Genomic DNA, 22,825 nt, shown 5'->3' with positions numbered 1-22,825 from the left:
GCGGGGACTGTTGGTCTCTCGTGCCGCTTGCCGTCGACCTGAGTATGGTGTTTTATGCGGTATGTGCCGTTAGAAGGCGCGCCGGGTGCGGCGCACAGTGGCAATCGGAAACAGGATACACACGCGCGCGGCATCGTCGCGCGCCACGGCGATGAGCGCATGCGGGCGCATCGGTCCGCCAGGAGCCTGTCCATGGAAGATTTCGACGAAACGTTATTTGTCGTCTGGCGCGCGAACATGAACGTGCTGACCGGCTCGCCGGGCGGCGCGACGCGTCTCGCCCGCATGATGAACTTCTCGCCGTCGTTCATGAAGCTGATCGTCGCGGGGCAGCGCGATTTCAACGAGGAGTTCGTGCGCGGCATCGAACTGGTGTCCGGCCTGCCGCCGCACTGGATGGACGAGCGCCGCGCCCCCGCCGACGTGCCCCCGGAAGTCAGGCGCGCACTCGACGAGGAACGGCCGTTCGCAACTTTTCGCGGCAGCGCGCATCCGGCGCCGAAGCGTTCCGTGCTTCGCGGCCCCGAGCCGCTGCTGTCCCAGACCGAAGCCACGCGGCGCGTCGCCGATCTCGCCCAGCAGCAGGCGGAGGCGAACCGGCGCGATCTCCTGTTCAGGAAGAACCGCGAACTGCTGTCGCAGGATCTGCGGCGCCTCGAGCGTCAGCTTGGCCTGCTCCAGGTCGAGCCGATGCTGCCGAAGGCCGATGAACTCATCGCGTCCGAGCGCATGAGCGAAGCCGCGAAGGCCGATTTGTCGGGCCGGCTCGAACAGATCGACAAGCACGTCAAGCTGCTGCATCAACACGTCGAGAAACTCGTCGCCTTGCTGGCGTCGCCCGACGAGCCGGAGTCGAACGACGCCAACTGAAGGCGCGATTCACTTCTTGGGCGCTTGCCGGTCCCCGGTGGATTCGGGTTGCGGATGAACGGCGATCGGATCGCTGGCAGGAAAAGTTTCGTCGAGCGCCTCGTCGAGCAAGTCTTCTTCGGTCGCGGGCTGCGAGGGCTTGTTCGGTGCGTCTTGCGGTGACTGCGTCATGGCGTGCTCCGGGCGCAGGGTGAAGGTTTCTCAATATATACCGTCCTTATTCATTCGGGTTGTCACTAGGTGGCGAAAGCGCGCGGTTCGCGTGATCGTTCTGGTCACACGAGACCATCACCGGGTTCAACCATGATCGACAGTTTTCTCACCGAAGAGCAGCGCATGATTCGCGATGCGGCGCGCCAGTTCTCGGTCGAAGTGCTCGCGCCGAACGCGGGCCAGTGGGACAAGGACGGCGCGATTCCCGACGCCGTCGTCCGGCAGCTCGGCGAACTCGGGCTGCTCGGCATGATCGTGCCGGGCGATTTCGGCGGCACATACAGCGACTACACCGCCTACGCGCTCGCGATGGAAGAGATCGCGGCGGGCTGCGCCTCGTGCGCGACGCTGATGAGCGTCCACAATTCCGTCGGCTGCGGCCCGATCCTCGCCTATGGCACCGATGCGCAAAAGGCCGAATGGCTGCCGAGGCTCGCGAGCGGCGAGGTGATCGGCGCGTTCTGCCTGACCGAGCCGCACGCGGGCTCGGAGGCGAACAACCTGCGCGTGCGCGCCGTCGAGCGCGACGGCCAGTGGATCATCTCCGGCAGCAAGCAGTTCGTGACGAACGGGCGGCGCGCGGGCGTGGCCATCGTCTTCGCGGTGACGGATCCCGAACTTGGCAAGCGCGGCATTTCGGCGTTCATCGTGCCGGCCGGCACGCCGGGTTTCAGCGTCGGGCCGCCCGAGCACAAGCTCGGCATTCGCGCATCGGATACCTGCCCGATCACCTTCGACGATTGCGCCATTCCCGCCGCCAATCTGCTCGGCGAGCGCGGCGAGGGGCTGAAGATTGCGTTGTCGAACCTGGAGGGCGGGCGCATCGGGATTGCGGCGCAGGCGCTCGGCATCGCGCGCGCGGCTTTCGATGCGGCGCGCGCCTACGCCCGCGAGCGGGTGCAGTTCGGCAAGCCGATCATCGAGCATCAGTCGGTCGCGAACATGCTCGCGGACATGCAGACGCAGATCAACGCGGCGCGTCTGCTCGTGTTGCACGCGGCGCGCATGCGGACCGAGGGCGTGCCGTGTTTGTCGGAGGCATCGCAGGCGAAGCTGTTCGCATCGGAAATGGCCGAGCGCGTGTGTTCGGACGCGATCCAGATTCACGGCGGATACGGCTATCTGCAGGATTATCCGGTGGAGCGGCATTATCGCGATGCCCGCATCACGCAGATTTACGAAGGGACGAGCGAAGTGCAGCGGATGGTCATCGCGCGAAACGTATGAGAAGGAGACCCTATGAGCCGGGCCGAGCCGTTCATCGAGGCAAGAGACTTTCTGCTGCGTCATCGCACCGACTACGAGACCGCGTATCGCGAGTTCCAATGGCCCGTGCTCGATCGCTTCAACTGGGCGCTCGACTACTTCGATCCGATGGCGCGCGGCAACCATGCGCCCGCCTTGCAGATCGTGAGCGAAAGCGGCGATGAGACACGGCTCTCTTTCGCGCAGATGAGCGAGCGCTCCGCGCGGCTGGCGAATCATCTGCGCGCGCTGAACGTGAAACGCGGCGAGCGCATTCTGCTGATGCTGCCGAACCGCGTCGAGCTATGGGAAACCATGCTCGCGGCGATGAAGCTCGGCGCGATCGTGCTGCCCGCCACGACGCAGCTGTCGAGCGGTGACGTGCGCGAGCGCATTGCGCTCGGTCAGGTGCAGCACGCGATCGCGGAGGCGAGCGAGACGCACAAGTTCAATGGCATCGATCTTCCCGGCGTGCGGCTCGCGGTCGGCGGCGCGAGCGAAGGCTGGCTCGACTACGATGAGGGCCACGAGGCATCGCCGGAATTTATTCCGGATGCCGAAACGAATGCGCGCGATCCTTATCTGCTGTACTTCACATCCGGCACTACGTCTAAGCCGAAGCTCGTCGCGCATACGCACGAAAGCTATCCGGCCGGCCATCTGTCGACGATGTACTGGATCGGCCTGCAGCCCGGCGACGTCCACTGGAACATTAGTTCCCCCGGCTGGGCGAAGCACGCGTGGAGCTGCTTTTTCGCGCCGTGGAACGCGCAGGCATGCGTGTTCATCTACAACTTCAGCCGCTTCGACGCCGCTCGCACGCTGGATGCGCTCGTGCAGCACGAAGTCACCACGTTATGCGCCCCGCCGACCGTCTGGCGAATGCTGGTTCAGGAGCCGCTTGCGTCCTATCGCGTGAAGCTGCGCGAGATCGTCGGGGCCGGCGAGCCGCTCAATCCCGAAGTCGTCGAGCGGGTGCAGGCGGCGTGGGGCGTGCCGATCCGCGATGGCTACGGCCAGACGGAGACCACCGCGCAGATCGCCAATTCGCCGGGCCAGCGGCTCGTGCCCGGATCGATGGGGCGTCCGCTGCCGGGTTATCGCGTGGCGCTGCTCGATCCGGACGGCCAGCCCGCCGACGAAGGTGAGATCGCGCTTGCGCTCGACCCGCCGCCGCTCGGCCTGATGACCGGTTATGCCGATAATCCCGCTGCTACAGAAAACGCGATGCGCGGCGGCTTCTATCGCACGTCCGATGTCGCGGCGCGCGGCGCGGACGGCTATTTCACGTACATCGGCCGCGCCGACGATGTCTTCAAGTCCTCCGATTACCGCCTGAGCCCGTTCGAGCTGGAGAGCGTGCTGATCGAACACGAGGCGATCGCGGAAGCGGCGGTCGTGCCGAGCCCGGATGCGTTGCGCTTGTCTGTGCCGAAGGCTTTCGTGACGCTGCGTCACGGGTTCACCATCGGCCCGGAACTGGCGCGCAGCGTGTTCGCTTTCTCGCGCGAGCGGCTCGCGCCCTATAAGCGCATTCGGCGGGTCGAGTTCGCCGAATTGCCGAAGACGATTTCCGGCAAGATCCGGCGCGTCGACTTGCGCAGGCATGAGACGGCGCGCGGGCAGGACGGCACACGGCGCGACAACGAATTCTGGGAAGAAGACTTTCCGGAACTGCGCGAGCCGGCGAAATGATGCGGTCTGGAAACCCCGGCTTGCGGCGCGAATCGAAAGCAAATGTAACTCGGCGAACCGTCTGAAGGCCCGCAGGTCGAATCGGCTCCATTCACGTCGGATCAATTCAGGGAGGAACCCGACATGCCGAATCGCTCGCTACGGATCGCGCTTCTGACGGCTGGCCTCGCAGGTGCGCTCGCGGCGCCCGCCGCATCTTACGCACAGATCAACCTTCAACAATTCGGCTTCGGCAACAAGTCGGAGTCAGCGGACGGGAATGCCGCGGCGCAACCGTCCGCGCTCGGCTCGCTCGTGCAGAACTATCTCGGCGCCAACCAGCAGGTGCTGACGGGGCAATCGAGTCTCGCATCGGCAATGGGGATGGCGGGCGTCGCCAGCCAGGCGCAATCGGCGGCGGGGCTGCTGTCGGGCGCCTCGGGAGGCGGAGTGCCGAGCGCCAGTGTGCTGTCGCAACTCGGCGGGACGCAACAGAGCGTATCGCAATCGCTGATGCAGGCGTTCACCGGCAACGCGGCCACGCCGCCGACTGCCGCCAGCAAGCAGACGTTCACGGATGGGCTCGCGTCGCTCGGGCAGGGCGTCAAGCAATATGCGGGTCTGCAGTCGGACCTCGGCGCGGTGAAGAACTCGATGAACATGTCCTCGCTCTTGCAGGCGGGAACGAATCCGGGGACGGCGCAGGCGGCGTCCTATATCGCGCAATCGGCGCCGGGGCAATTGCAATCGCTCGTGCAGACGTTGACGCAGGCGGTGCAATACGCCAAGACGAACGGCATTTCGGTGCCGGCTATCGCGACGTCCGCGCTGGGTGTGGGACAGTAGGCGCGCGGCTCCCACGAAAGAAAGCGGCGAGCTTCATGGGCTCGCCGCTTTACTATTTCGTGATCGCATCGCCTCGATGCTGCGCTTCGCCGCTTACATCATCGCCGCCCGGCGCATCGCAAGCCGGTTCAGCACCGGCAACGATTGAAGCCGGCGCGGCGCCCGAACGGGCGGCGGCAAAAAAGAGACGTCCCTCACCTCGGTGAACTGCATGTCCGGCTCCGGGTCCAGCACTTCGAGCGCGGGCGGCTCGACGAGCTCGCACACATCCGCTTCTTCCGTCATTGCGACGTCTTCCTCGACGCTTAACCCGAGCGAGCGTCGCACATCGACACCACGCGTACGCACGCCATAACCCGCGGCGCGAATCAGTTCTTCCCGCGTTTTCCAGAAGCGGACGCCGGAAGGCGTCATGGCCTGCATCGAAACGTATTCGACGACGATCTCATAGCCCCGGACTTTCGGATAATTCAGCAGTAATTGACCCGAGCGAATATACCGGGTGTAGTGGTCGATTTTCTTCGTCAGCAAATCCTGATGCAATTGTTCGTCCTGCCAGTCGAGGTCATCGAAAAGGCCGACATACACTTGCTTAAACAGGACATTGATCCCGATGTAATCGATGACGTCCACGTCGCGCAAAGACATGGTCATTCCCCTACGCCCTGGATCGGGCAAGTATCAAAGAAACCTATTGTAACGGGTTTGTCGCGTCGCAAAACCGTGAAACACTGTGTACAGCGGCCGGAGGACGCTTTTTCGTACGACTCCGAAAAGGAATCTAGGATAACTTCGCACTTCGGTATCCGATTTGTCGAAATTTATTATCGAGATGAATCGCAGCCGTCGCCGCGAAGCAACGGCGGTCGCTCGATTGCGCTCGAATCGCGGAGCAGGCCGCTAATGCAAGAAGCGTTTCACGCGGTCGGCGGCTGCTCGTTGATCCACGCATTCAAAATGGCGGAAGTGACGGCCAGAATAACCGGTCCTATGAATAATCCGACTATTCCGAAAGCGAACATGCCGCCAAGCACGCCGGAAAGAATCAGCAACATGGACAAATTGACGCCGCGCTGAATCAGCAGCGGGCGCAAGAAGTTGTCGAGCATCGCGATCATCAGCGACCACACGAGCAGCAGCACCGCCGCCACATGCGAATCGTGCCAGAAAAGCCAGGCGACACCGCCGAGCAGCGGCAAGAGCGGCCCGATCTGCGCGAGACACAGCATCAGCATGACGGCCGTGATGACGCCCGCCGCCGGCACGCCGGCGACGAACAGCCCGATGCCGCCGAGCGCCGATTGCGTGACGGCCGTTACGACGATGCCGAGCGCCACCGCCCGGATGGCAAGGCCCGCGAGCTTGATCGCTTCCGCGCCGCGCTGTCCCGCGATGCGCGTCGCGAAGCGCACGACGAAACTCCCCGCCGCTTCGCCGCGCGTGTACAGGATGCCCGAGATGACGAGCGTGATGAGCATGTGCACGACGAACACGCCGACGACGGCCGCGTGCGACAGCATCCATCGTGCGGCGACGGTCGCATAGGGTTCCAGCTTCGCGAGGAGTCCGCCGGGGCCGGCATCGGAGAGCGATTGCCATTCGGTCGCGACGCGCTGTCCGACGAGCGGCACGTCGTGCACCCAGGCCGGCGGCGGAGGGAGCGCGTAAGTCGGCAGGCTCTTGATGGCCGACATGATGTCGCCGGCATGCAGCGCGAGCGTCGAGATCGCCTGATAGAGCGGCAGGACGATGACGATCAGCAAGCCGAGCAGCATCACCGTCGTCGCGACCCAGCGGCGGTTGCCGCAGCGGCGCTGGACGGCGAGCATCAGCGGCCATGTGGCGATGACGATCGTCGTTGCCCAGATGATGCCGGGAATGAACGGCCGCAGGATATACAGGCTGCCGATGGTCAGCGCAAGCAGGATCGCGATGAGAAGCAGAATGCGGGCGATATCGACCGGCTGGCGCGGATTGAGATTCGGCTGGCCGTTGGGTGGAGTTGACATGGCGCGTGTGTTTCGTAAGGAATGCGGAGGGCGCGGCAGACACCGCGCATGCATCGAGCGATAAGCCAAAGCACGCGCGCGAGCAAGCAGCGTCTTGCGAACGACGGGCGGCATGATACGGCATGCAATCGATCGTACTCAAACCGCAGAGCGTTTCCCCGCGCGCCCGGGCACATGCATGGACTGCCCTCCGTGCGCCAGGAAGAAGGATGGGCAGTTGCAAAAACCGTTCGTCCAGCGGGGCGCTCGCGTTCGTCGGCGTCAATGCGTTGATCACCGTGTTCAGCAATCTCGCCACGCTGCTGCCGGCTGCGTGACCGCTCGCGGCAATCAGTCGTAGCGATACACGCCTTGCCGCGTCTTGCGCCCGAGCCGCCCCGCCGCGACGTATTCGCGCAGCATCGGGCACGCACGATACTTCGAGTCGGCGAAGTCCCGATGAAGCACGTCCATCACGGAAAGACACACGTCGAGCCCGATCAGATCGGCCAGTGCGAGCGGCCCGATCGGATGATTCGCGCCGAGCTTCATGCCGGCGTCGATTTCCTCCGCGCTCGCAATGCCCTCGTAGAGCACGAAGAACGCTTCGTTGATCATCGGCACGAGAATGCGGTTGACGACGAAGCCCGGCGAATTGCGCACGCCGATCGGCGACTTGTCGAGCGTTTCGGTCAGCGCGCGCACGGTCGCGGCGGTTTCGTCGCTGGTGCGCACGCCGCGTATTACTTCGACGAGCGGCAGAAGCGGCACCGGATTGAAGAAGTGCATGCCGATGAAGCGGCCCGGGTCGGCGAGCGTCGCCCCGAGCGCGGTGATCGAAATGGACGACGTATTCGTCGCGATGATCGCATCGGGCCGCGCGGCGGCTTCGATCTGCTTCAGGATGCGCTGCTTGAGCTCGGTGTTCTCGGTCGCCGCTTCGATGACGATGTCGGCTTCGGCGAGACACGCGTAATCGGTCGATGTCCCGATGCGCCCGATGGCCGCATCGCGCGCGGCAGCATCGAGCTTGTCCTTCGACACGAGGCGCGCGAGGCTGTTCGTCAGCGTGGCGACGCCCTTTGCAAGCGCGGCGTCGGTGACATCGATCATCACGACCTTCAATCCCGCGACGGCCGCGACCTGCGCAATGCCGTTGCCCATCGTTCCCGCTCCGACGATACCGACCGTCTGAATGCTCATCGATTGCTCCTGTTTCGTGAATGGATGCGACGCCTGATTCTACCGAGCCGCGACGCCCGTCTTCCTGAAGTCGCGAACGGCCGCTCGCTGCCATATTTCCGAAAGTTTGGCCTACACTCAGTTCATCAAACGATGACGGATGGCAGTTGGTAGAATGCCGCGCCGCCGAAGCGCCCGTCATCGCACTCGATGCCGCACGGAGGCGCCGCCGCTTCGCGTTGCCCGTTCTTCGTCTGTCACGAACGCCGCACCCGGTCGGCCGGCCGCAGCGACATTGTTTCCGTCGTTGCTTCGTTTCGGCTCGAGTCGTGGTTCTGAATCAACGTTTCACGCCGGGCCAGTCTGCGCGGACCGCGCGCTGTCTTGCCGCCTGTCATGGCCCGGCGAAGTCTTTTCGGAGTATTGAAAGTGGTGTCAATGAGAATCGGCATTTCGATGGCGAGCTACGAGGGGCATAGCATCTGGTCGAACGGAATGGGCCAGAACATCGTCTTTCTCGCGGAATTGTTTCAGCGCCTGCCCTTTGTTTCTTCCGTCGACCTGATCGATGTCGGCGCGCTCGCCGCCATGCCGCAGGAAGTGGACCTCGCCGGCAAGAAGCTGCGCGTGATCGGCTTGCGAGAGGCGACCGATGCCGTCGATGTGATCATCGAACTGGGCGGCGCGCTCGATGTCGGCTGGCTCGACCTGATGCGCGCGCGCGGGCGCAAGGTCGTGTTCTATGTCGTCGGTCAGCCGTATCTCGGGCTCACCGAAGCGGCGATGTTCCGCAAGACGGGCCACATGCCGCGCCCGGATCGCTGTGACGAAGTCTGGCTGCTGTCGAAGGACGCGCCGTCCGCGCCGATCATGCGCACGCTGCATCGCTGCGACGTGTTCGAAGTGCCGTATATCTGGCATCCGCAATTCCTCGAGCAACGCATTGCGCATGTCGCGCAGCACGGCCATCGCTACGGCTACCGCCCGCGCGCGGAGACGGGCACGCAGGCGCTGCGTATCGGCATTTTCGAGCCGAACATATCGGTGCAGAAAACGTCGAGCATTCCGATGCTCGTCTGTGATGAGGCGTATCGCGCCAACCGCGAAAGCGTATCGAAGATGGTCGCGCTGAACACCTTCCACATGAAGGACCATCCGACGCTGCTGTATCTCGCGAATTCGCTCGACCTCGTGCGGGATCATCGCGCGCTGTTCGAAGGCCGGCACGATATCGTGAGTTTCATGGCGATGCACGGCGACGCGATCGTGTCGCATCAATGGGCCAACGACCAGAACTATCTCTATCTCGATGCGCTCTTCGGCGGTTATCCGCTGATCCACAACTCGCCCTGGCTGAAAGACGCCGGTTATTACTATCCCGACTTCGACGTGCAGGAAGGCGCGCGGCAACTGCTGCGCGCGGTGCGCGAGCACGACGCGTCGCTCGACGATTACCGCGCGCGCGCGCGCCGCGTGATCGACGCCGTCGATCCGTTCAACCCCGCCAATCTGGAAGCCTACGCGCAACGCCTGATGCATCTCTGGAATCGCCCGAACGGGAGCGCCGCACGATGAGTTCCGTGAACAACACAAGCAAGAAGCCTTCTGCGCGCAAGCTGCGCGTCGGCGTGTCGGTGTATGTGCGCGGCGCCGGACAGTCGATGTTCGAAAGCGGCATCGCCCAGAACGCGCTCTTTCTCATCATGCTGCTCGCGCGGTCGCCGAACGTGGAGGCCGTCTACATCGTCGCGAGCGGCGACGGCACCCGCGAAGACGCGAAGCGTTTCATGGCGGATGCGCCCGCGCCGCTCATCGAACCGGAATCCGCGCTGGGCCGGCTCGACGTGATGATCGAAATGGCCGCGCAGCTCAGTCACGAATGGGTGACGCGCTTCCGCGAGCGCGGCGGCAAGATCGTGTCGATGCGCGTCGGCAATGACTACGTGCTCGATATCGAATGCATGGTTTTCGGGCTGCCGCCCGCGGGCCTCGTCTCCCAGCTTTACTACGATGCGATGTGGACCCTGCCCGAGTACGAACGGACCGGCAAGCCGTACTTTCAGGCGCTCGGCCGCGCGCCGGTCACGATCGTGCCGCATATCTGGAGCCCGATGCTGCTCGAGAAGGACGCGCGCAATCTGCCCGAAGGATTGAGCTTCGGCTATCAGCCGGGCAAGCGCCGCTGGCGCGTCGGCATCTTCGAGCCGAACGTCTCGATGGTGAAGACGAGCTACGTGCCGCTGCTCGCGTGCGAATGCGCGCATCGCGCCGATCCGAACGTGCTCGACGCCGTGCGCGTCTACGGCACGGCGAAGCTGAAGGAGCAGCCCACGTTCATCGAATTCGCGCGGAATCTGGATGTGGTCAGGCACAACCTCGCATCGTTCGAGGCGCGGTTTCCGTTCGCGCAGATCGTGCCGCGCGAGATCGATGCTATCGTCAGTCACCAGTGGGAGAATGCGCAGAACTATCTGTACTACGAGGCGTTGCACGGCGGCTATCCGCTCATCCACAATTCGGACATGATCGGCGATTGCGGATACCGCTATCACGGCTTCGACTGCGAAGACGGCGGCCGCGCGCTGCGTGAGGCGTTCGAGCGGCACGACGCGAATCTCGAAGCCTATCGCGCCACTGCCCGTGCATTCCTGCGCACGCTGGACCCGTTATACGAGGCGAACATCCGCGCGTATTCGGAAGCGCTCGACGCGCTCTTTCAGAAGCGCTAGGGCCGCGCCGCGCGCTAGCCGAACGCCGTCAGATCGCGCGGCGCGAGGCCGTGCGCGCGGCAGTACGCGTCATAGCGGTTCCAGCCGCTACGCCAGTCTTCGGTGGCGAGCGTGCGGCCGGTTTCATCGGTGAACACGAGTTCGCCCTGAATGATGTTGAGCGTGACGATATCGCCCGGACCATCCAGCGGCGCGACGGCTTCCGGCGTATGCGCGGAGCCGGCCGTCTCGTACACGATGCTTCCTTTCTCCGCGATCCACTCGTGCTCGCGATACTTCCATCGCCCTTCCACCGTATAGACGATGACCGTGCCCGTATGCCGGTGACGCGGCATCTGCCCTTTCGCCGGCGCTTTCAGCAGCGCGATGGTTTCGCCGCGAATAGGATCGAGCTTGAAGTACTTGACGAGCACGCGCTCGCTGTAGGGCGTGAAGGGGACCCAGGGCAAGTCCGCGTCGTTGATGCACGCGGTCTGGATGTGTTCGAACAGCATGACGGCTCCTTATGTCTGACCGCTCATTCTAAAGAGCGGCGTGCATGACGAACATCGGCCGTTCGGACGACCCCTCCGGTTCCAGCCGATTGGCGCGGTATCTGCTATCGTCCACGCCATGCCGAACATCATCGCTATATCGAACCTATACAAGACCTACGCGTCGGGCTTCTCCGCGCTCAGGGACGTGAACCTGGAGATTCGCCGAGGCGAAATCTTCGCGCTGCTCGGCCCCAACGGGGCGGGCAAGACGACGCTCATTTCCACTGTCTGCGGCATCGTGCGGGCGAGCCAGGGCGCGATCACCGTCGCGGGGCACGATATCGTCACCGACTATCGCGCCGCCCGCGCGATGATCGGCCTCGTGCCGCAGGAACTCACCACCGACGCCTTCGAAACCGTCTGGGCAACCGTCTCGTTCAGCCGCGGGTTGTTCGGGCGCGCGCCGAATCCGGCGCACATCGAAAAGGTGCTGAGGTCGCTGTCGCTCTGGAGCAAGAAGGACAACAAGATCATGACGCTTTCGGGCGGCATGAAGCGGCGCGTGCTGATCGCGAAGGCGCTCGCGCACGAACCGGAGATCCTTTTTCTGGACGAACCCACGGCCGGGGTCGATGTCGAGCTGCGCCGCGACATGTGGACTCTCGTGCGCGACCTGAAGGCCAACGGCGTGACCATCATCCTCACCACGCATTACATCGAGGAAGCCGAAGAGATGGCGGACCGGATCGGCGTCATCAATCGCGGCGAGATCGTGCTCGTCGAAGAGAAGGCGGAACTGATGCGCAAGCTGGGGCAGAAGAAGCTCACGCTGCAACTCGAGCAACCGCTCGCCGCCATTCCCGAGGCGCTTGCGCCTTACGCGCTGACGCTGTCGGGGAACGGCGCCGAACTCACCTATACGTACGACGCGCACGACGAGCCGGGCCGCATCATCGCGCTGCTGCGCCATGTCGATGAAGCCGGCGTGCGTTTCAAAGACCTGCAAACGACGCAAAGCTCGCTCGAAGACATCTTCGTGAGCCTCGTCAGGGAAGCCAAATGAATCTACACGCAGTACGCGCAATTTACCGCTTCGAGATGGCGCGCGCCGGCCGCACGCTGATGCAGAGCATCGTCTCGCCCGTCATCTCCACTTCGCTTTACTTCGTCGTGTTCGGGGCGGCCATCGGCTCGCGCATTCCGGAAGTGGACGGCATCGGCTATGGCGCGTTCATCGTGCCCGGCCTCGTCATGCTGTCGCTGCTCACGCAAAGCATCGCGAATGCGTCGTTCGGCATCTACTTTCCGAGGTTCACCGGCACGATCTACGAACTGCTGTCCGCGCCGGTGTCGTATCTGGAACTCGTCGTGAGCTATGTCGGCGCGGCGGCGACCAAGTCGATCATTCTCGGGCTCATCATTCTCGCGACTGCGCGGCTCTTCGTGCCGCTGCGCATCGACCATCCGGTGTGGATGATCCTGTTCCTGCTGCTGACATCGGTGACGTTCAGCCTGCTCGGGTTCATCATCGGCATATGGGCGGACGGCTTCGAGAAACTCCAGATCATTCCGCTCCTGATCGTCACGCCGCTCACGTTCCTTGGCGGCAGCTTCTACTCCATCAACATCCTGCCGCCGTTCTGGAAAACCGTTGCGCTGTTCAATCCGGTCGTCTATCTGATCAGCGGATTCCGCTGGAGCTTTTACGGTCTCGCGGATGTCGATGTCGGCATAAGCCTTGCGATGACACTCGTATTCCTCGCGGTGTTCATCGCGATCGTCGCGTGGATATTCAAGACGGGGTATCGGCTGAAGGCGTGAAGCCAGCGCTCGCGCCGGCGAGACGAGAAACGAGGAGGCGTTCATCCGATGAAAGTCATGAGACGCACGAAACGCAGTTTTCTCGGCGCGATGGCCGCCACGATCGCGAGCGGCGTCGCACCGTGGCATGTCGGGGCCGCGCCGGCGCGCGCCGGATCGCATACGTCTTACGAGATCGAGCATAGTCAGGCGCACTGGCGCAGAAGGTTGTCGAGCGCGCAGTATCGCGTGCTCCGGCGCGGCGCGACCGAGCCGCCGTTCGCCAGTCCGCTCCTGCACGAACGGCGCGATGGCCGTTTCGCGTGCGCGGGATGCGGCCTGCCGCTATTTTCGTCGGAAGCGAAGTTCGAGAGCGGCACCGGCTGGCCGAGCTTCTGGAAGCCGCTCGATGGCGCCGTCGCCACGCACGCCGCCGAGCCACCTGTCACGCTCGCCAACGAAGTGCACTGCCGGCGCTGCGGCGGCCATCTGGGCCATGTCTTCGACGACGGTCCGAAGCCGACCGGTTTGCGCTACTGCATCAACGGCGCGGCGCTGACATTCCAGCAGACCTGACTTTGATTGCCTAAGAACAGCTAATTTTTAAGATAGTTCTAGTGGTCGCTGCGGCCCGAATTCTTTAACTTGTCGATGCTTCGTCGGCGGGATTCCCGCTCGTCGATGAAGGGCGTTCGTTCATTCCCGTGTTCGAACGTCGCGCTTTTCCCCAAGCGCAGGACGCGCGTCATGCGGCGCGCGTCCACTCCCTCAGTCATCCTCTTTTGTCCTAGACCGTCGGCGAGACCAGCCGCACGCGCGTGATCTCCGAAGGCGCCCCGAGCCGTTTCGGCGGCCCCCAGTAGCCCGTTCCGCGGCTCGTGTACACCCAGAGCCCGTTGATGTTCACGAGGCCGGCCACGAAAGGCTGCTGCAGGCGCACGAAGAAATTCCACGGCAGGAACTGCCCGCCATGCGTATGCCCCGATAGCTGCAGCGTGAAGCCCGCTTCGGCGGCGGCCGTCGCGCTGCGCGGCTGATGCGCGAGCAGGACGCGCACGGCGGCGTCGGCCGGTGCGCCGCTGATCGCTTTCGCGGGATCGCTTTGATGCGCGGGATCGAAGCTGCCCGCGTTGTAATCGGTCACGCCGGCAATCACGGCGCGCGCGCCATCGTGATCCACCACCACATGCTGATTCAGCAGCACGTTGAGCCCGAGCCGGCGGAACTCCGCGATCCACTTGTCCGCGCCCGAGTAGTACTCGTGATTGCCGGTGACGAGAAACGCTCCGTGGCGTGCGCTCAAGCGTGCGAGCGGGCGCGTGTGATCGGCGAGATTCGGCACCGCGCCGTCGACGACATCGCCCGTTACCGCAATGACGTCCGGCGACAGCCCGTTCACCGCCGCGACGATGCGCTCCACGTAATGCCGCTTGATCGTCGGGCCGACGTGAATGTCGCTGATCTGCACGATGGTGAAGCCATCGAGTGCGGCGGGAAGGCCGTCGATGGGGACGTCGACGCTGACGACCGGCGCGCGCCGCCGCGCGTTATAAAAGCCGATCGCGGACGAGAGGACCGCAAGCATCGGCACCGCCAGCGCGCTATAGGCGACGAGCCGGGGCGAACCGATTGGCGCGCCGCGCAGCCAGTCGATGACATGGACGGCGAAAAGCAGCAAATCGCGGGCGAAAGTCAGCAACAGCAGCGACGAGAAGAAACCGAGCGCGGTCAGGCCGAACCATGCGAGGCGGTCGGCGAGCGATGGCGGTTCGATGCTGCGCGCCATCATCCCGAGCGGAATGAGCACGAGCGATGCAACGAGCAGCGCGGCCGCAAGCACCTTGAGCGGCATGCCCACGGGCGCAGCGGGAATGAGCCGCACACCCACATAGAGATGAAACAAGACGCCGATACCGATGAAGCGGAGAAAGAATGCGGAACGTCGCATAGCGCCCCTGTGCAGGTCGAAGAGACGGCGGCGAGGCGCTCATCAGCCCCGTTTCCGCCAGCAGCCGATTCTACCGTTTCACCAAAATTCACGCCTTAGTCGACATCGATGACATCTTGATGGACGATCTTCAACAATCGATTGCACATTCCTCTGAGCCGCGCGCAATGCATAGCGCGATTCGATGATCCGCGCGGCGGCGACGTGATATTGGTGCTTGGCACTGCAAATGTCCAAAGGGAGCAGGCGACCATGAGCATGAAACGGCGGGCACTTTCGATTCTCGTTTTGACGTCCATCGCCGCAGCGGGCGGGGCGGCATCGGCGCAAGGCAGCGACGAGCTGAACCGGGACGCGCAGCAGGTGATTGCCGCCGCGCCGCCAATTCACATTCAGGCGACCATCACCGGCATCGATCCGTCGACGCGGATGGTGACGCTGCGCGGCCCGCATCGCGATGCGACCGTGCTCGTCGACAGGCAAGTGACGAACTTCGATCAGCTTCGCGTCGGCGACAAGGTGGACGTGCTGTACAAGAACGCGCTGCTCGTCACCGCCGACAAGGTCACGGGCGGTGAGAAGGGCCTGCGCAAGCGTGTCGATACGCAGACGTACTCGCCGGCGTCCGAAGCGGGCGGCGTGAGCGGTTTCGAATCGTCGCGCCGCGTGGAAGTGCTTGCGACGGTCGAGAAGATCGACCGGAAGCAGCGCACGGTCACACTGCGCGGACCGTGGGGCACCGAAACGCTCGACTATCCGGCCGACTTCGACGCGCAGCAGTTGAAGAAGGGCGATACCGTGCACGCGGTGTTCGTATCGGCGGCGGCCGTCAGGGTCACGCCCGCGGACGCCGCCAATGCCGCCAAGTAGGCATCACACCGCGATGCACAGATACTTGATGACGAGGTAATCGTCGATGCCGTAATGCGAGCCTTCGCGGCCCAGCCCCGACTGCTTGACGCCGCCGAACGGCGCGACTTCGTTCGAAATCAGCCCGGTATTGATGCCGACCATGCCGTATTCGAGCGCCTCCGCCACGCGCCAGACGCGGCGAATGTCGCGGCTGTAGAAATAGGCCGCGAGCCCGAATTCGGTGTCGTTGGCGCGGCGGACCACCTCTTCGTCGGTGGAGAAGCGAAAGAGCGGCGCGAGCGGCCCGAACGTCTCTTCCTTCGCGAGGCGCATGTCCGGCGTGACGCCGGTCAGCACCGTGGGTTCGAAAAAGCCGTGGCCGAGCGCGTGACGCTTGCCGCCCGCAGCCACGGATGCGCCTTTTGCCAGCGCATCGTCGATATGCGATTCGACTTTCTTAACCGCCGCCTCGTTGATCAGCGGCCCGAGCGCCACGCCGCTTTCCGTGCCGCGCCCGACCTTCAGCCCGGCGACGGCATCGGCCAGCTTGCGCGCGAAGGCATCGTAGACGCGCTCGTGGATATAGAAGCGATTCGTGCACACGCACGTCTGCCCGCTGTTGCGATACTTCGAGGCAATCGCGCCCTGCACGGCGGCGTCGAGATCGGCGTCCTCGAACACGATGAAGGGCGCGTTGCCGCCCAGTTCCAGCGTGACCTTCTTGATCGTCGGCGCGCTTTGCGCCATCAGAAGCCGCCCGACCGCCGTCGATCCCGTGAACGACAGCTTGCGCACGATCGGATTGGCCGTCATCTCGCCGCCGATTGCTTTCGGATCGCCCGTGACGATGCCGAGCACGCCCTTCGGCACGCCCGCGCGCTCGGCGAGCACGGCAAGCGCCAGCGCGGTGAACGGCGTCGCCTCCGCCGGTTTCACGACGATCGGACAGCCCGCCGCGAGCGCCGGGCCGACCTTGCGCGTGATCATCGCGGCAGGAAAATTCCACGGCGTGATCGCGGCGCAGACACCGATCGGCTCCTTCGTCACGACGATGCGCTTGTCGGCGGCGGGCGTGGCGAGCGTGTCGCCGGCCACGCGCTTGCCTTCCTCTGCGAACCATTCGATGAACGACGCCGCATAACCGATCTCGCCCTTCGCTTCGGCGAGCGGCTTGCCTTGTTCGGTCGTGAGGATCAGCGCGAGGTCGTCGGCGTGTTCGGTCATCAGCTCGTACCAGCGGCGCATGATGACCGCGCGCTCCCTGGCCGTCTTCGCGCGCCACGCGGGCCAGGCGGCGTTCGCGGCTTCGATTGCGCGGCGCGTTTCGGCCGCGCCCATGTTCGGAACGTGGCCGAGCGATTCGCCGTTCGACGGATCGCGCACTTCCAGCGTGGCGCGGTCGTCGGCGTGCCGCCATTCGCCGTCGATATAGGCTTCGTGACGCAGCAGCGCCGCGTCCTTGAGTCGATCGTGGAGGCTCATGTCGTGTCCTTCGTTCAGGCCGCCGCGCCGATCTTGTCGCGCAGCGCGTATTCCAGAATGCCGAGCGCTTCGTCGAAGACTTCTTGCTGGATCGTCAGCGGAAACAGGAACCGCACGACGTTGCCGTACACGCCGCATACGAGCAGCAGCAGGCCGCGTTCGAGCGCGCGCGCCTGGACTCGCTTCGCATAGTCGGCGTCGGCCTCTCGCGTGCCGGGCTTGCAGAATTCGACCGCGATCATCGCGCCGGGGCCGCGCACATCGGCGATATGCGGCACGTCGCGTTTCAGCGCGTCGAGCTTCGCCTTGAGCTTGTCGCCGAGCGCGACGGCGCGTTCGCAAAGCGCTTCCTCGTCGATGATGTCGAGCACCGCGTGCGCCGCCGCCACCGCCAGCGGATTGCCCGCATACGTGCCGCCGAGACCGCCGGGCGCGGCGGCGTCCATCACGTCCGCGCGACCGACGACGCCCGACAGCGGCATGCCGCCGGCGAGGCTCTTTGCAATCGTCATCAGATCGGGTTCGACGCCGTAGTGCTCCATCGCGAAGAGCTTGCCCGTGCGCGCGAAGCCGGTTTGCACCTCGTCGGCGATCAGCAGGATGCCGTGTTCATCGCACATGTCGCGCAGGCCGCGCACGAACTCCGGCGGCGCGGGATTGAAACCGCCTTCGCCCTGCACCGGCTCGAAGATGATCGCCGCGACGCGCTTCGCTTCGACGTCCGCCTTGAACAGATGCCCGATGGCGCGCAGCGAGTCGTCGACGGACACGCCATGCAGCGGATTCGGGAACGGCGCGTGATAGACATCCGACGGGAACGGCCCGAAGCCGATCTTGTACGGCGCGACCTTGCCGGTCAGCGCCATGCCCATCAGCGTGCGGCCGTGAAAGCCGCCCGTGAACGCGATGACGGCGGGCCGCCCGGTCGCCGCGCGCGCGATCTTCACGGCGTTTTCGACGGCTTCCGCGCCTGTCGTGAAAAACGCGGTCTTCTTCGGATGCCGGCCCGGCGCGCGGGCACTGATCTTCTCGGCGAGCGACACATAGGATTCGTAAGGCACGATCTGATACGCGGTGTGCGTGAAGCAATCGAGTTGCGCGCGGATCGCCTCGACGATCCTGGGATGCCGATGCCCCGTGTTGCAGACCGCGATGCCCGCCGCGAAATCAATGAATCGCCGGCCCTCGACGTCCCAGAGTTCCGCGTTTTCGGCGCGCGCCGCGTAGAAATCGCACATGACGCCCACGCCGCGCGGCGTCGCGGCGTTCTTGCGGGCTTGCAGGTCGGCGTTTTTGAGAGGGGCATTCACGGCGAAATCTCCTTTTCCGCGTCGGCGCGGTGATCGGTTGTGGTGTCGATCGCGACCGCAGCCGCGACATAGCGCCGACTATAGTGAGATTTGGCTCTTCGGTTCAGAGCCATTTCATTAAAACGCGGGGAGCCATTCGGCGTTCCCGGACCACGGCGTCGTGCGAAAAATGCACAGAAGCGTCGCCGGACTGGCGAGCGGCGCGCGAGTGGAGGATCATGTGCGCCTTTCACGCCGCGCCGTGCATTCATTCTCAGCCAGGGCTTTTCCATGACGACCGATTCTTTCCCTTCGTCCGATCACCGCTTCACCGAAATCGCCGACCTTTCGGACGACGCGCCTTCGTTGCGCGAGATTCGCCATGACATTCACCGTCATCCGGAGTTGTCCTACGAAGAGACGCGCACGGCCGCGCTCGTCGCGGACAAGCTCGCGGAGTGGGGATGGCAGGTCACGCGCGGCGTCGGCGGGACCGGCGTCGTCGGCACGTTGAAGGCGGGCGAGGGGACGAAGAGCATCGGCTTGCGCGCGGACATGGATGCGCTGCCGATCGTCGAGCAGACCGGCAAGCCGTACGCGAGCGAAACGCACGGCAAGATGCACGCGTGCGGTCACGACGGCCACACGACGATGCTGCTCGGCGCGGCCCGCCACCTCGCGCGCACGCGCCGCTTCAACGGCACCGTGCATCTGTACTTTCAGCCGGCCGAGGAGCACGGCGTGCCGAGCGGCGCGCAACGGATGATCGAAGAAGGCCTGTTCGACCGCTTTCATTGCGATGCGGTGTTCGGCGTGCACAACCATCCTGGCGCGCAGCCGGGCACATTCCTGTTTCGCAAGGGCCCGTTCATGGCGGCGGGCGATCAGGTGTCCATCGTGATCGAAGGCGTCGGCGGCCACGCGGCGCGTCCGCATCTTTCGGTCGATCCGGTCGTGGTGACGGCGAGCATCGTGATGGCGTTGCAGACGATCGTCGCGCGCAATGTCGATCCGGCGCAACCGGCGGTCGTCACGGTCGGCTCGATGCACGCGGGAACCGTCAACAACGTCATTCCGAACCGCGCGACGCTCGAACTGTCGGTGCGCTCGTTCACCCCGCAGGTGCGCGAGCTGCTGAAGCGGCGAATCGGCGAACTCGTGGAAGCGCAGGCGGCGAGTTACGGCGCGAAGGCGACGGTGTCGTATGTCGAAGGCTATCCGGTCGTCGTCAATTCGGATGCCGAGACCGAGTTCGCGGCGCAAGTGGCGCGCGAGCTGGTCGGTGACGAGAACGTCGTCGCGCATACGGATCTGCTGATGGGCAGCGAGGACTTCGCGTTCATGCTGCAGGCGCGGCCGGGGACGTTCCTGCGCATCGGCAACGGCGCGGGCGAGGACGGCTGCATGGTCCACAACCCGCATTACGACTTCAACGACAAGAATCTGCCGGTCGGGGCCGCGTATTGGGCGCGGCTGGTGGAGCGGTGGCTGGCTGAGTAATCACAACGCGCGAGGCTCCCCGCCTCGCGCATCGAACCGCTCGCATCACGCCGGCAATCTGAAGCTGCCGATCGCCTCTCGCAGCCCGTCCGCCTGATCCTTCAGCGAATGCGCGGCTGCGGCGGCTTCTTCGACGAGCGCCGCGTTCTGCTGCGTCACCTGGTCCATCTCCACGACCGCACGATTCACCTGTTCGATGCCCGCGCTCTGCTCGCGCGACGCGTTGCTGATCTCGTCCAGAATTTCGTTCACGCGCCGCACCGACTGGACGATTTCGCCCATCGTCGCGCCCGCGTTCGATACGAGCGACGCGCCTTCCTCCACCGTCTGCGTCGATGTCTCGATCAGCGCCTTGATTTCCTTCGCCGCCGTCGCCGATCGTTGCGCGAGGCTGCGCACTTCCGCCGCGACGACCGCGAAGCCGCGTCCCTGCTCGCCGGCGCGCGCCGCTTCGACGGCGGCGTTGAGCGCGAGAATGTTCGTCTGGAACGCGATGCCGTCGATCACGCCGATGATGTCGCCGATCTGCTGCGAGCTTTCGGTGATGCGCGTCATCGTGTGGATCACGTCATCGACCACGCCGCTGCCGCGCGTCGCGACGTCCGCCGCCTGCTCCGCGAGCCGTGCGGCCTGCGCCGCGCTCTCCGCGCTGTTCTTCACGTTCGCGGTCATCTGATCCATGCTCGACGCGGTCTGCACGAGCGCCGCCGCCTGTTCCTCGGTGCGTTGCGACAGATCGGTGTTGCCCGCTGCGATCTCGGACGCGCCCACGTTGATGTTCTCCGTGCCGTTGCGCACGCGCGAGACGGTTTCGACGAGCCCGCGCTGCATCGTCGCGAGCGCGTGGAGGAGGCTCGTCGTGTCGCCGGGACGCACGTGGACGGTTGCAGTCAGATCGCCGCCCGCGATGCGGTGCGCCGCGCCGACCGCGACTTCCAGCTCGCCGCCCAGATTGCGCCGGATGCTGCGCAGGACGACGAGCATCGCCACCGTCGCCGCCGCGCCGAGCAGGGCCGTAATGCCGAGCCAGCGCAGCGCGCTCGCGTAGAACGCATCCTGCACGTCGTTCATGTACATGCCGGTGACGATGTACCAGTCCCACGGCGCGAATTTCTGCGCATACGAGAGCTTCGGGACCGGCTTGTCGCTGCCCGGCTTCGACCACAGGTAGCTTACGAAGCCGCCGCCCGGCTGATCGCCCGCCTTGACGATATCGACGAAGAGCCGGTTGCCCGCCGGATCCGTGTAGGAGGCGAGATTCTGGCCGACCATCGCGGGCTTGATGGGATGCATGACCATCGCCGGACGCGAGTCGTTGATGGACAGATAGCCGTCGGTGCCGTAGCGGATCGCGCCGACGGCTTCGAGTGCGCGCTTTTTCGCGTCGTCGTCGGTGAGCGTCTTGCTGGCCGCGAGCGCCGCGTAATGGGAGACGATTGCATGCGCTTCGCCGACGAGCGATTTGAGCTGCTCCTTGCGGTCGTCGATCATCGAGGTCCGGTTCTGCCACGCTCCGATCACGCCGATGGCGATCAGGCCGATCCACAGCACGGCGATCAGCGAGCCGAGCTTTCTGTTGAGGGTCATTCCGTTCATGTGTGCGCCCGCTCTTCCGTTACGTTACGTTGACGTCACGTTTGTATGTCACGTTGTCTTGTGTGTGTATCGACGATGCGACGGCGTGCGCCGCCGCATGGCTGCTTTACGGCGCGAGGCAGGCGGGATTGAGGCGGGGAATACCCGATGTGACGCGGGCAGGCGGGCGGGGCGGCTCAGAAACGGACGATGGGGTCCTTGTCCGGCGGCGCTTCCGGATGCTGCGGCTCGTCCGGACGATGCCCCGGCGACGGCGGCGTGAGCGGATCGGCTTCCGGATCGCGGTTCGGGTCCGCGATCGGATCGGGGACGGGACTGGTCTGCAGGTCGAATCTCATCGTGGCTCCGGAAAGAAAGTCAGAACGCATCGTGTGACGCCGGCATGTGCAGCGTGAACGGCTGGCCGGGGTGCGCGTGCTCGACATCGGACAACTCGGCGCGGGCGCGGCGCGCGATCGCGTCGGTCGCGGTGCCGCGCGGATGTTCGTTCAGCACGATATGCGGCGTGCCGAGCGCGCGCGCCACGGCGACGGGCGAGGGCGCCTGCGCGTCGTCGGAAAGCAGGAGCTGCGCATCCGCGATCAGGCGCGGCAGCGTGCGCGGCGCGACCGCGCCGGCCAGAAAAAGCGCGGCGGTCTGCATCGCGCCGAGCACGCCTGCGGTGCGCTCGGGATCGGGCGCGTCGCCGATGATCGCAATCTGCCAGCCGTCGGCGGCGAGCTGGTCGGCGACATCGGCATATTGCTCCGCAGCCCACGCGGGCGCAGCGTGATGGCTGCCGGGATGAATCAGCACCAGCCGCTCCCGTTCGATGCCGTGAAACGCCACCAGCTCGTCGTACTGGGCATCGGTGAGCGCGTCATCGGAAGGCGCGGAAGGGGGCGCGGACGGCGAATCGGGGATCAGCGCCGGGGCGAGCGACAGGTCCGGGGACAGCGCATCGGCAAACTTCGAAAAGGGATTGGCTCGCATCCTGACTCCTGCAATTGGCGTGGCCTCGTGTCTCGGGCGGATCGGAGGCATAAGTTTCAGCACGCGCCATGCCTATCGAAGAGGGTTCCGGATGTCCGTATTGAAGGCGGCGGACAAAGGATCGTCAAGACGGTTCGCCGTCCGCGCGCCCTCAAAAGAAAAC

The 22,825-nt window shown here is 64.8% G+C and carries 22 protein-coding genes; 11 read left to right on the top strand and 11 right to left on the bottom strand.

What is annotated here, in order from left to right; genetic code table 11:
• Positions 1-192 precede the first annotated feature (192 nt).
• A complete protein-coding gene (locus tag P9220_RS18380) occupies positions 193-870 on the top strand; it encodes a hypothetical protein (protein WP_309766558.1) in 678 nt (225 codons plus the stop codon).
• Positions 871-879: 9 nt separating this feature from the next.
• On the opposite strand, the gene P9220_RS18375 is transcribed toward P9220_RS18380, so the two are convergent.
• The gene (locus P9220_RS18375; RefSeq protein WP_309766557.1) at positions 880-1,041 is read right to left on the bottom strand and encodes a hypothetical protein; all 162 of its coding nucleotides are present in this window, start codon (positions 1,039-1,041) and stop codon (positions 880-882) included.
• A gap of 135 nt (positions 1,042-1,176) precedes the next feature.
• On the opposite strand from P9220_RS18375, the gene P9220_RS18370 reads away from it, so the two are divergent.
• From P9220_RS18370 to P9220_RS18360, 3 genes are all read left to right on the top strand, one after another.
• Positions 1,177-2,310, top strand: a complete 1,134-nt coding sequence (locus tag P9220_RS18370) for an acyl-CoA dehydrogenase family protein (RefSeq protein ID WP_309766828.1) — start codon at positions 1,177-1,179, stop codon at positions 2,308-2,310.
• A 12-nt stretch (positions 2,311-2,322) separates the two neighbouring features.
• The gene (locus tag P9220_RS18365; protein ID WP_309766556.1) at positions 2,323-4,023 is read left to right on the top strand and encodes an AMP-binding protein; all 1,701 of its coding nucleotides are present in this window, start codon (positions 2,323-2,325) and stop codon (positions 4,021-4,023) included.
• A 123-nt stretch (positions 4,024-4,146) separates the two neighbouring features.
• Complete coding sequence (locus P9220_RS18360; RefSeq protein ID WP_309766554.1) at positions 4,147-4,848, top strand: hypothetical protein; 702 nt, start codon at positions 4,147-4,149, stop codon at positions 4,846-4,848.
• A 93-nt stretch (positions 4,849-4,941) separates the two neighbouring features.
• Here the strand turns inward: P9220_RS18360 and P9220_RS18355 are convergent, their stop codons facing one another.
• The 3 genes from P9220_RS18355 to P9220_RS18345 form a co-directional block, all read right to left on the bottom strand.
• Positions 4,942-5,502, bottom strand: coding sequence for a DUF6572 domain-containing protein (locus P9220_RS18355; RefSeq protein ID WP_309766552.1), 561 nt, complete (start codon positions 5,500-5,502; stop codon positions 4,942-4,944).
• A gap of 263 nt (positions 5,503-5,765) precedes the next feature.
• Complete coding sequence (gene ydiK / locus P9220_RS18350) at positions 5,766-6,857, bottom strand: AI-2E family transporter YdiK (RefSeq protein ID WP_309766550.1); 1,092 nt, start codon at positions 6,855-6,857, stop codon at positions 5,766-5,768.
• Positions 6,858-7,187: 330 nt separating this feature from the next.
• A complete protein-coding gene (locus P9220_RS18345; RefSeq protein ID WP_309766548.1) occupies positions 7,188-8,039 on the bottom strand; it encodes a 3-hydroxybutyryl-CoA dehydrogenase in 852 nt (283 codons plus the stop codon).
• Positions 8,040-8,456: 417 nt separating this feature from the next.
• On the opposite strand from P9220_RS18345, the gene P9220_RS18340 reads away from it, so the two are divergent.
• Together P9220_RS18340 and P9220_RS18335 are read left to right on the top strand one after the other, a co-directional pair.
• Positions 8,457-9,593 carry a DUF2827 domain-containing protein gene (locus P9220_RS18340; protein WP_309766546.1) on the top strand — a complete coding sequence of 379 codons (1,137 nt, stop codon included), beginning with the start codon at positions 8,457-8,459 and terminating at the stop codon, positions 9,591-9,593.
• Complete coding sequence (locus P9220_RS18335) at positions 9,590-10,747, top strand: DUF2827 domain-containing protein (protein WP_309766543.1); 1,158 nt, start codon at positions 9,590-9,592, stop codon at positions 10,745-10,747. Before P9220_RS18340 ends, P9220_RS18335 begins: the two co-directional genes overlap by 4 nt.
• A 14-nt stretch (positions 10,748-10,761) precedes the next feature.
• Here the strand turns inward: P9220_RS18335 and P9220_RS18330 are convergent, their stop codons facing one another.
• A complete protein-coding gene (locus tag P9220_RS18330) occupies positions 10,762-11,241 on the bottom strand; it encodes a 2,4'-dihydroxyacetophenone dioxygenase family protein (RefSeq protein ID WP_309766541.1) in 480 nt (159 codons plus the stop codon).
• A 118-nt stretch (positions 11,242-11,359) separates the two neighbouring features.
• On the opposite strand from P9220_RS18330, the gene P9220_RS18325 reads away from it, so the two are divergent.
• The 3 genes from P9220_RS18325 to msrB are packed head-to-tail and all read left to right on the top strand — an operon-like array spanning position 11,360 to position 13,599.
• Positions 11,360-12,286 (top strand): ABC transporter ATP-binding protein, encoded by a 927-nt coding sequence (locus tag P9220_RS18325; protein ID WP_309766539.1) that lies wholly within the window; start codon positions 11,360-11,362, stop codon positions 12,284-12,286.
• Complete coding sequence (locus P9220_RS18320; protein ID WP_309766537.1) at positions 12,283-13,044, top strand: ABC transporter permease; 762 nt, start codon at positions 12,283-12,285, stop codon at positions 13,042-13,044. Before P9220_RS18325 ends, P9220_RS18320 begins: the two co-directional genes overlap by 4 nt.
• 48 nt (positions 13,045-13,092) lie before the next feature.
• The gene (gene msrB, locus P9220_RS18315; RefSeq protein WP_309766535.1) at positions 13,093-13,599 is read left to right on the top strand and encodes a peptide-methionine (R)-S-oxide reductase MsrB; all 507 of its coding nucleotides are present in this window, start codon (positions 13,093-13,095) and stop codon (positions 13,597-13,599) included.
• A 211-nt stretch (positions 13,600-13,810) separates the two neighbouring features.
• On the opposite strand, the gene P9220_RS18310 is transcribed toward msrB, so the two are convergent.
• Positions 13,811-14,971, bottom strand: coding sequence for a metallophosphoesterase (locus tag P9220_RS18310; RefSeq protein ID WP_309766534.1), 1,161 nt, complete (start codon positions 14,969-14,971; stop codon positions 13,811-13,813).
• 252 nt (positions 14,972-15,223) lie between these two features.
• Between P9220_RS18310 and P9220_RS18305 the strand changes: the two genes are divergently transcribed.
• The gene (locus tag P9220_RS18305) at positions 15,224-15,841 is read left to right on the top strand and encodes a hypothetical protein (RefSeq protein ID WP_404980279.1); all 618 of its coding nucleotides are present in this window, start codon (positions 15,224-15,226) and stop codon (positions 15,839-15,841) included.
• A gap of 3 nt (positions 15,842-15,844) precedes the next feature.
• On the opposite strand, the gene P9220_RS18300 is transcribed toward P9220_RS18305, so the two are convergent.
• The gene (locus tag P9220_RS18300) at positions 15,845-17,305 is read right to left on the bottom strand and encodes an NAD-dependent succinate-semialdehyde dehydrogenase (protein ID WP_309766533.1); all 1,461 of its coding nucleotides are present in this window, start codon (positions 17,303-17,305) and stop codon (positions 15,845-15,847) included.
• 14 nt (positions 17,306-17,319) lie between these two features.
• Positions 17,320-18,615: a 4-aminobutyrate--2-oxoglutarate transaminase gene (gabT, locus tag P9220_RS18295; RefSeq protein ID WP_309766531.1), complete on the bottom strand. Its 1,296-nt coding sequence runs from the start codon at positions 18,613-18,615 to the stop codon at positions 17,320-17,322.
• A 270-nt stretch (positions 18,616-18,885) separates the two neighbouring features.
• On the opposite strand from gabT, the gene P9220_RS18290 reads away from it, so the two are divergent.
• On the top strand, positions 18,886-20,094 hold the full coding sequence (locus P9220_RS18290; protein WP_309766529.1) for a M20 aminoacylase family protein: 1,209 nt from the start codon (positions 18,886-18,888) through the stop codon (positions 20,092-20,094).
• Positions 20,095-20,139: 45 nt separating this feature from the next.
• Here the strand turns inward: P9220_RS18290 and P9220_RS18285 are convergent, their stop codons facing one another.
• From P9220_RS18285 to P9220_RS18275, 3 genes are all read right to left on the bottom strand, one after another.
• Positions 20,140-21,681, bottom strand: a complete 1,542-nt coding sequence (locus P9220_RS18285; RefSeq protein ID WP_309766528.1) for a methyl-accepting chemotaxis protein — start codon at positions 21,679-21,681, stop codon at positions 20,140-20,142.
• A 185-nt stretch (positions 21,682-21,866) separates the two neighbouring features.
• Positions 21,867-22,028: a hypothetical protein gene (locus P9220_RS18280; protein WP_309766526.1), complete on the bottom strand. Its 162-nt coding sequence runs from the start codon at positions 22,026-22,028 to the stop codon at positions 21,867-21,869.
• A gap of 19 nt (positions 22,029-22,047) precedes the next feature.
• On the bottom strand, positions 22,048-22,662 hold the full coding sequence (locus P9220_RS18275; protein ID WP_309766524.1) for a glycosyltransferase family 9 protein: 615 nt from the start codon (positions 22,660-22,662) through the stop codon (positions 22,048-22,050).
• Positions 22,663-22,825 lie beyond the last annotated feature (163 nt).

This window comes from Caballeronia sp. LZ016, from assembly GCF_031450805.1.
GTDB lineage: Bacteria > Pseudomonadota > Gammaproteobacteria > Burkholderiales > Burkholderiaceae > Caballeronia.
The sequence above is the reverse complement of the archived record's forward strand: the minus strand, read 5'-3'. Positions and strand labels throughout refer to the sequence as shown.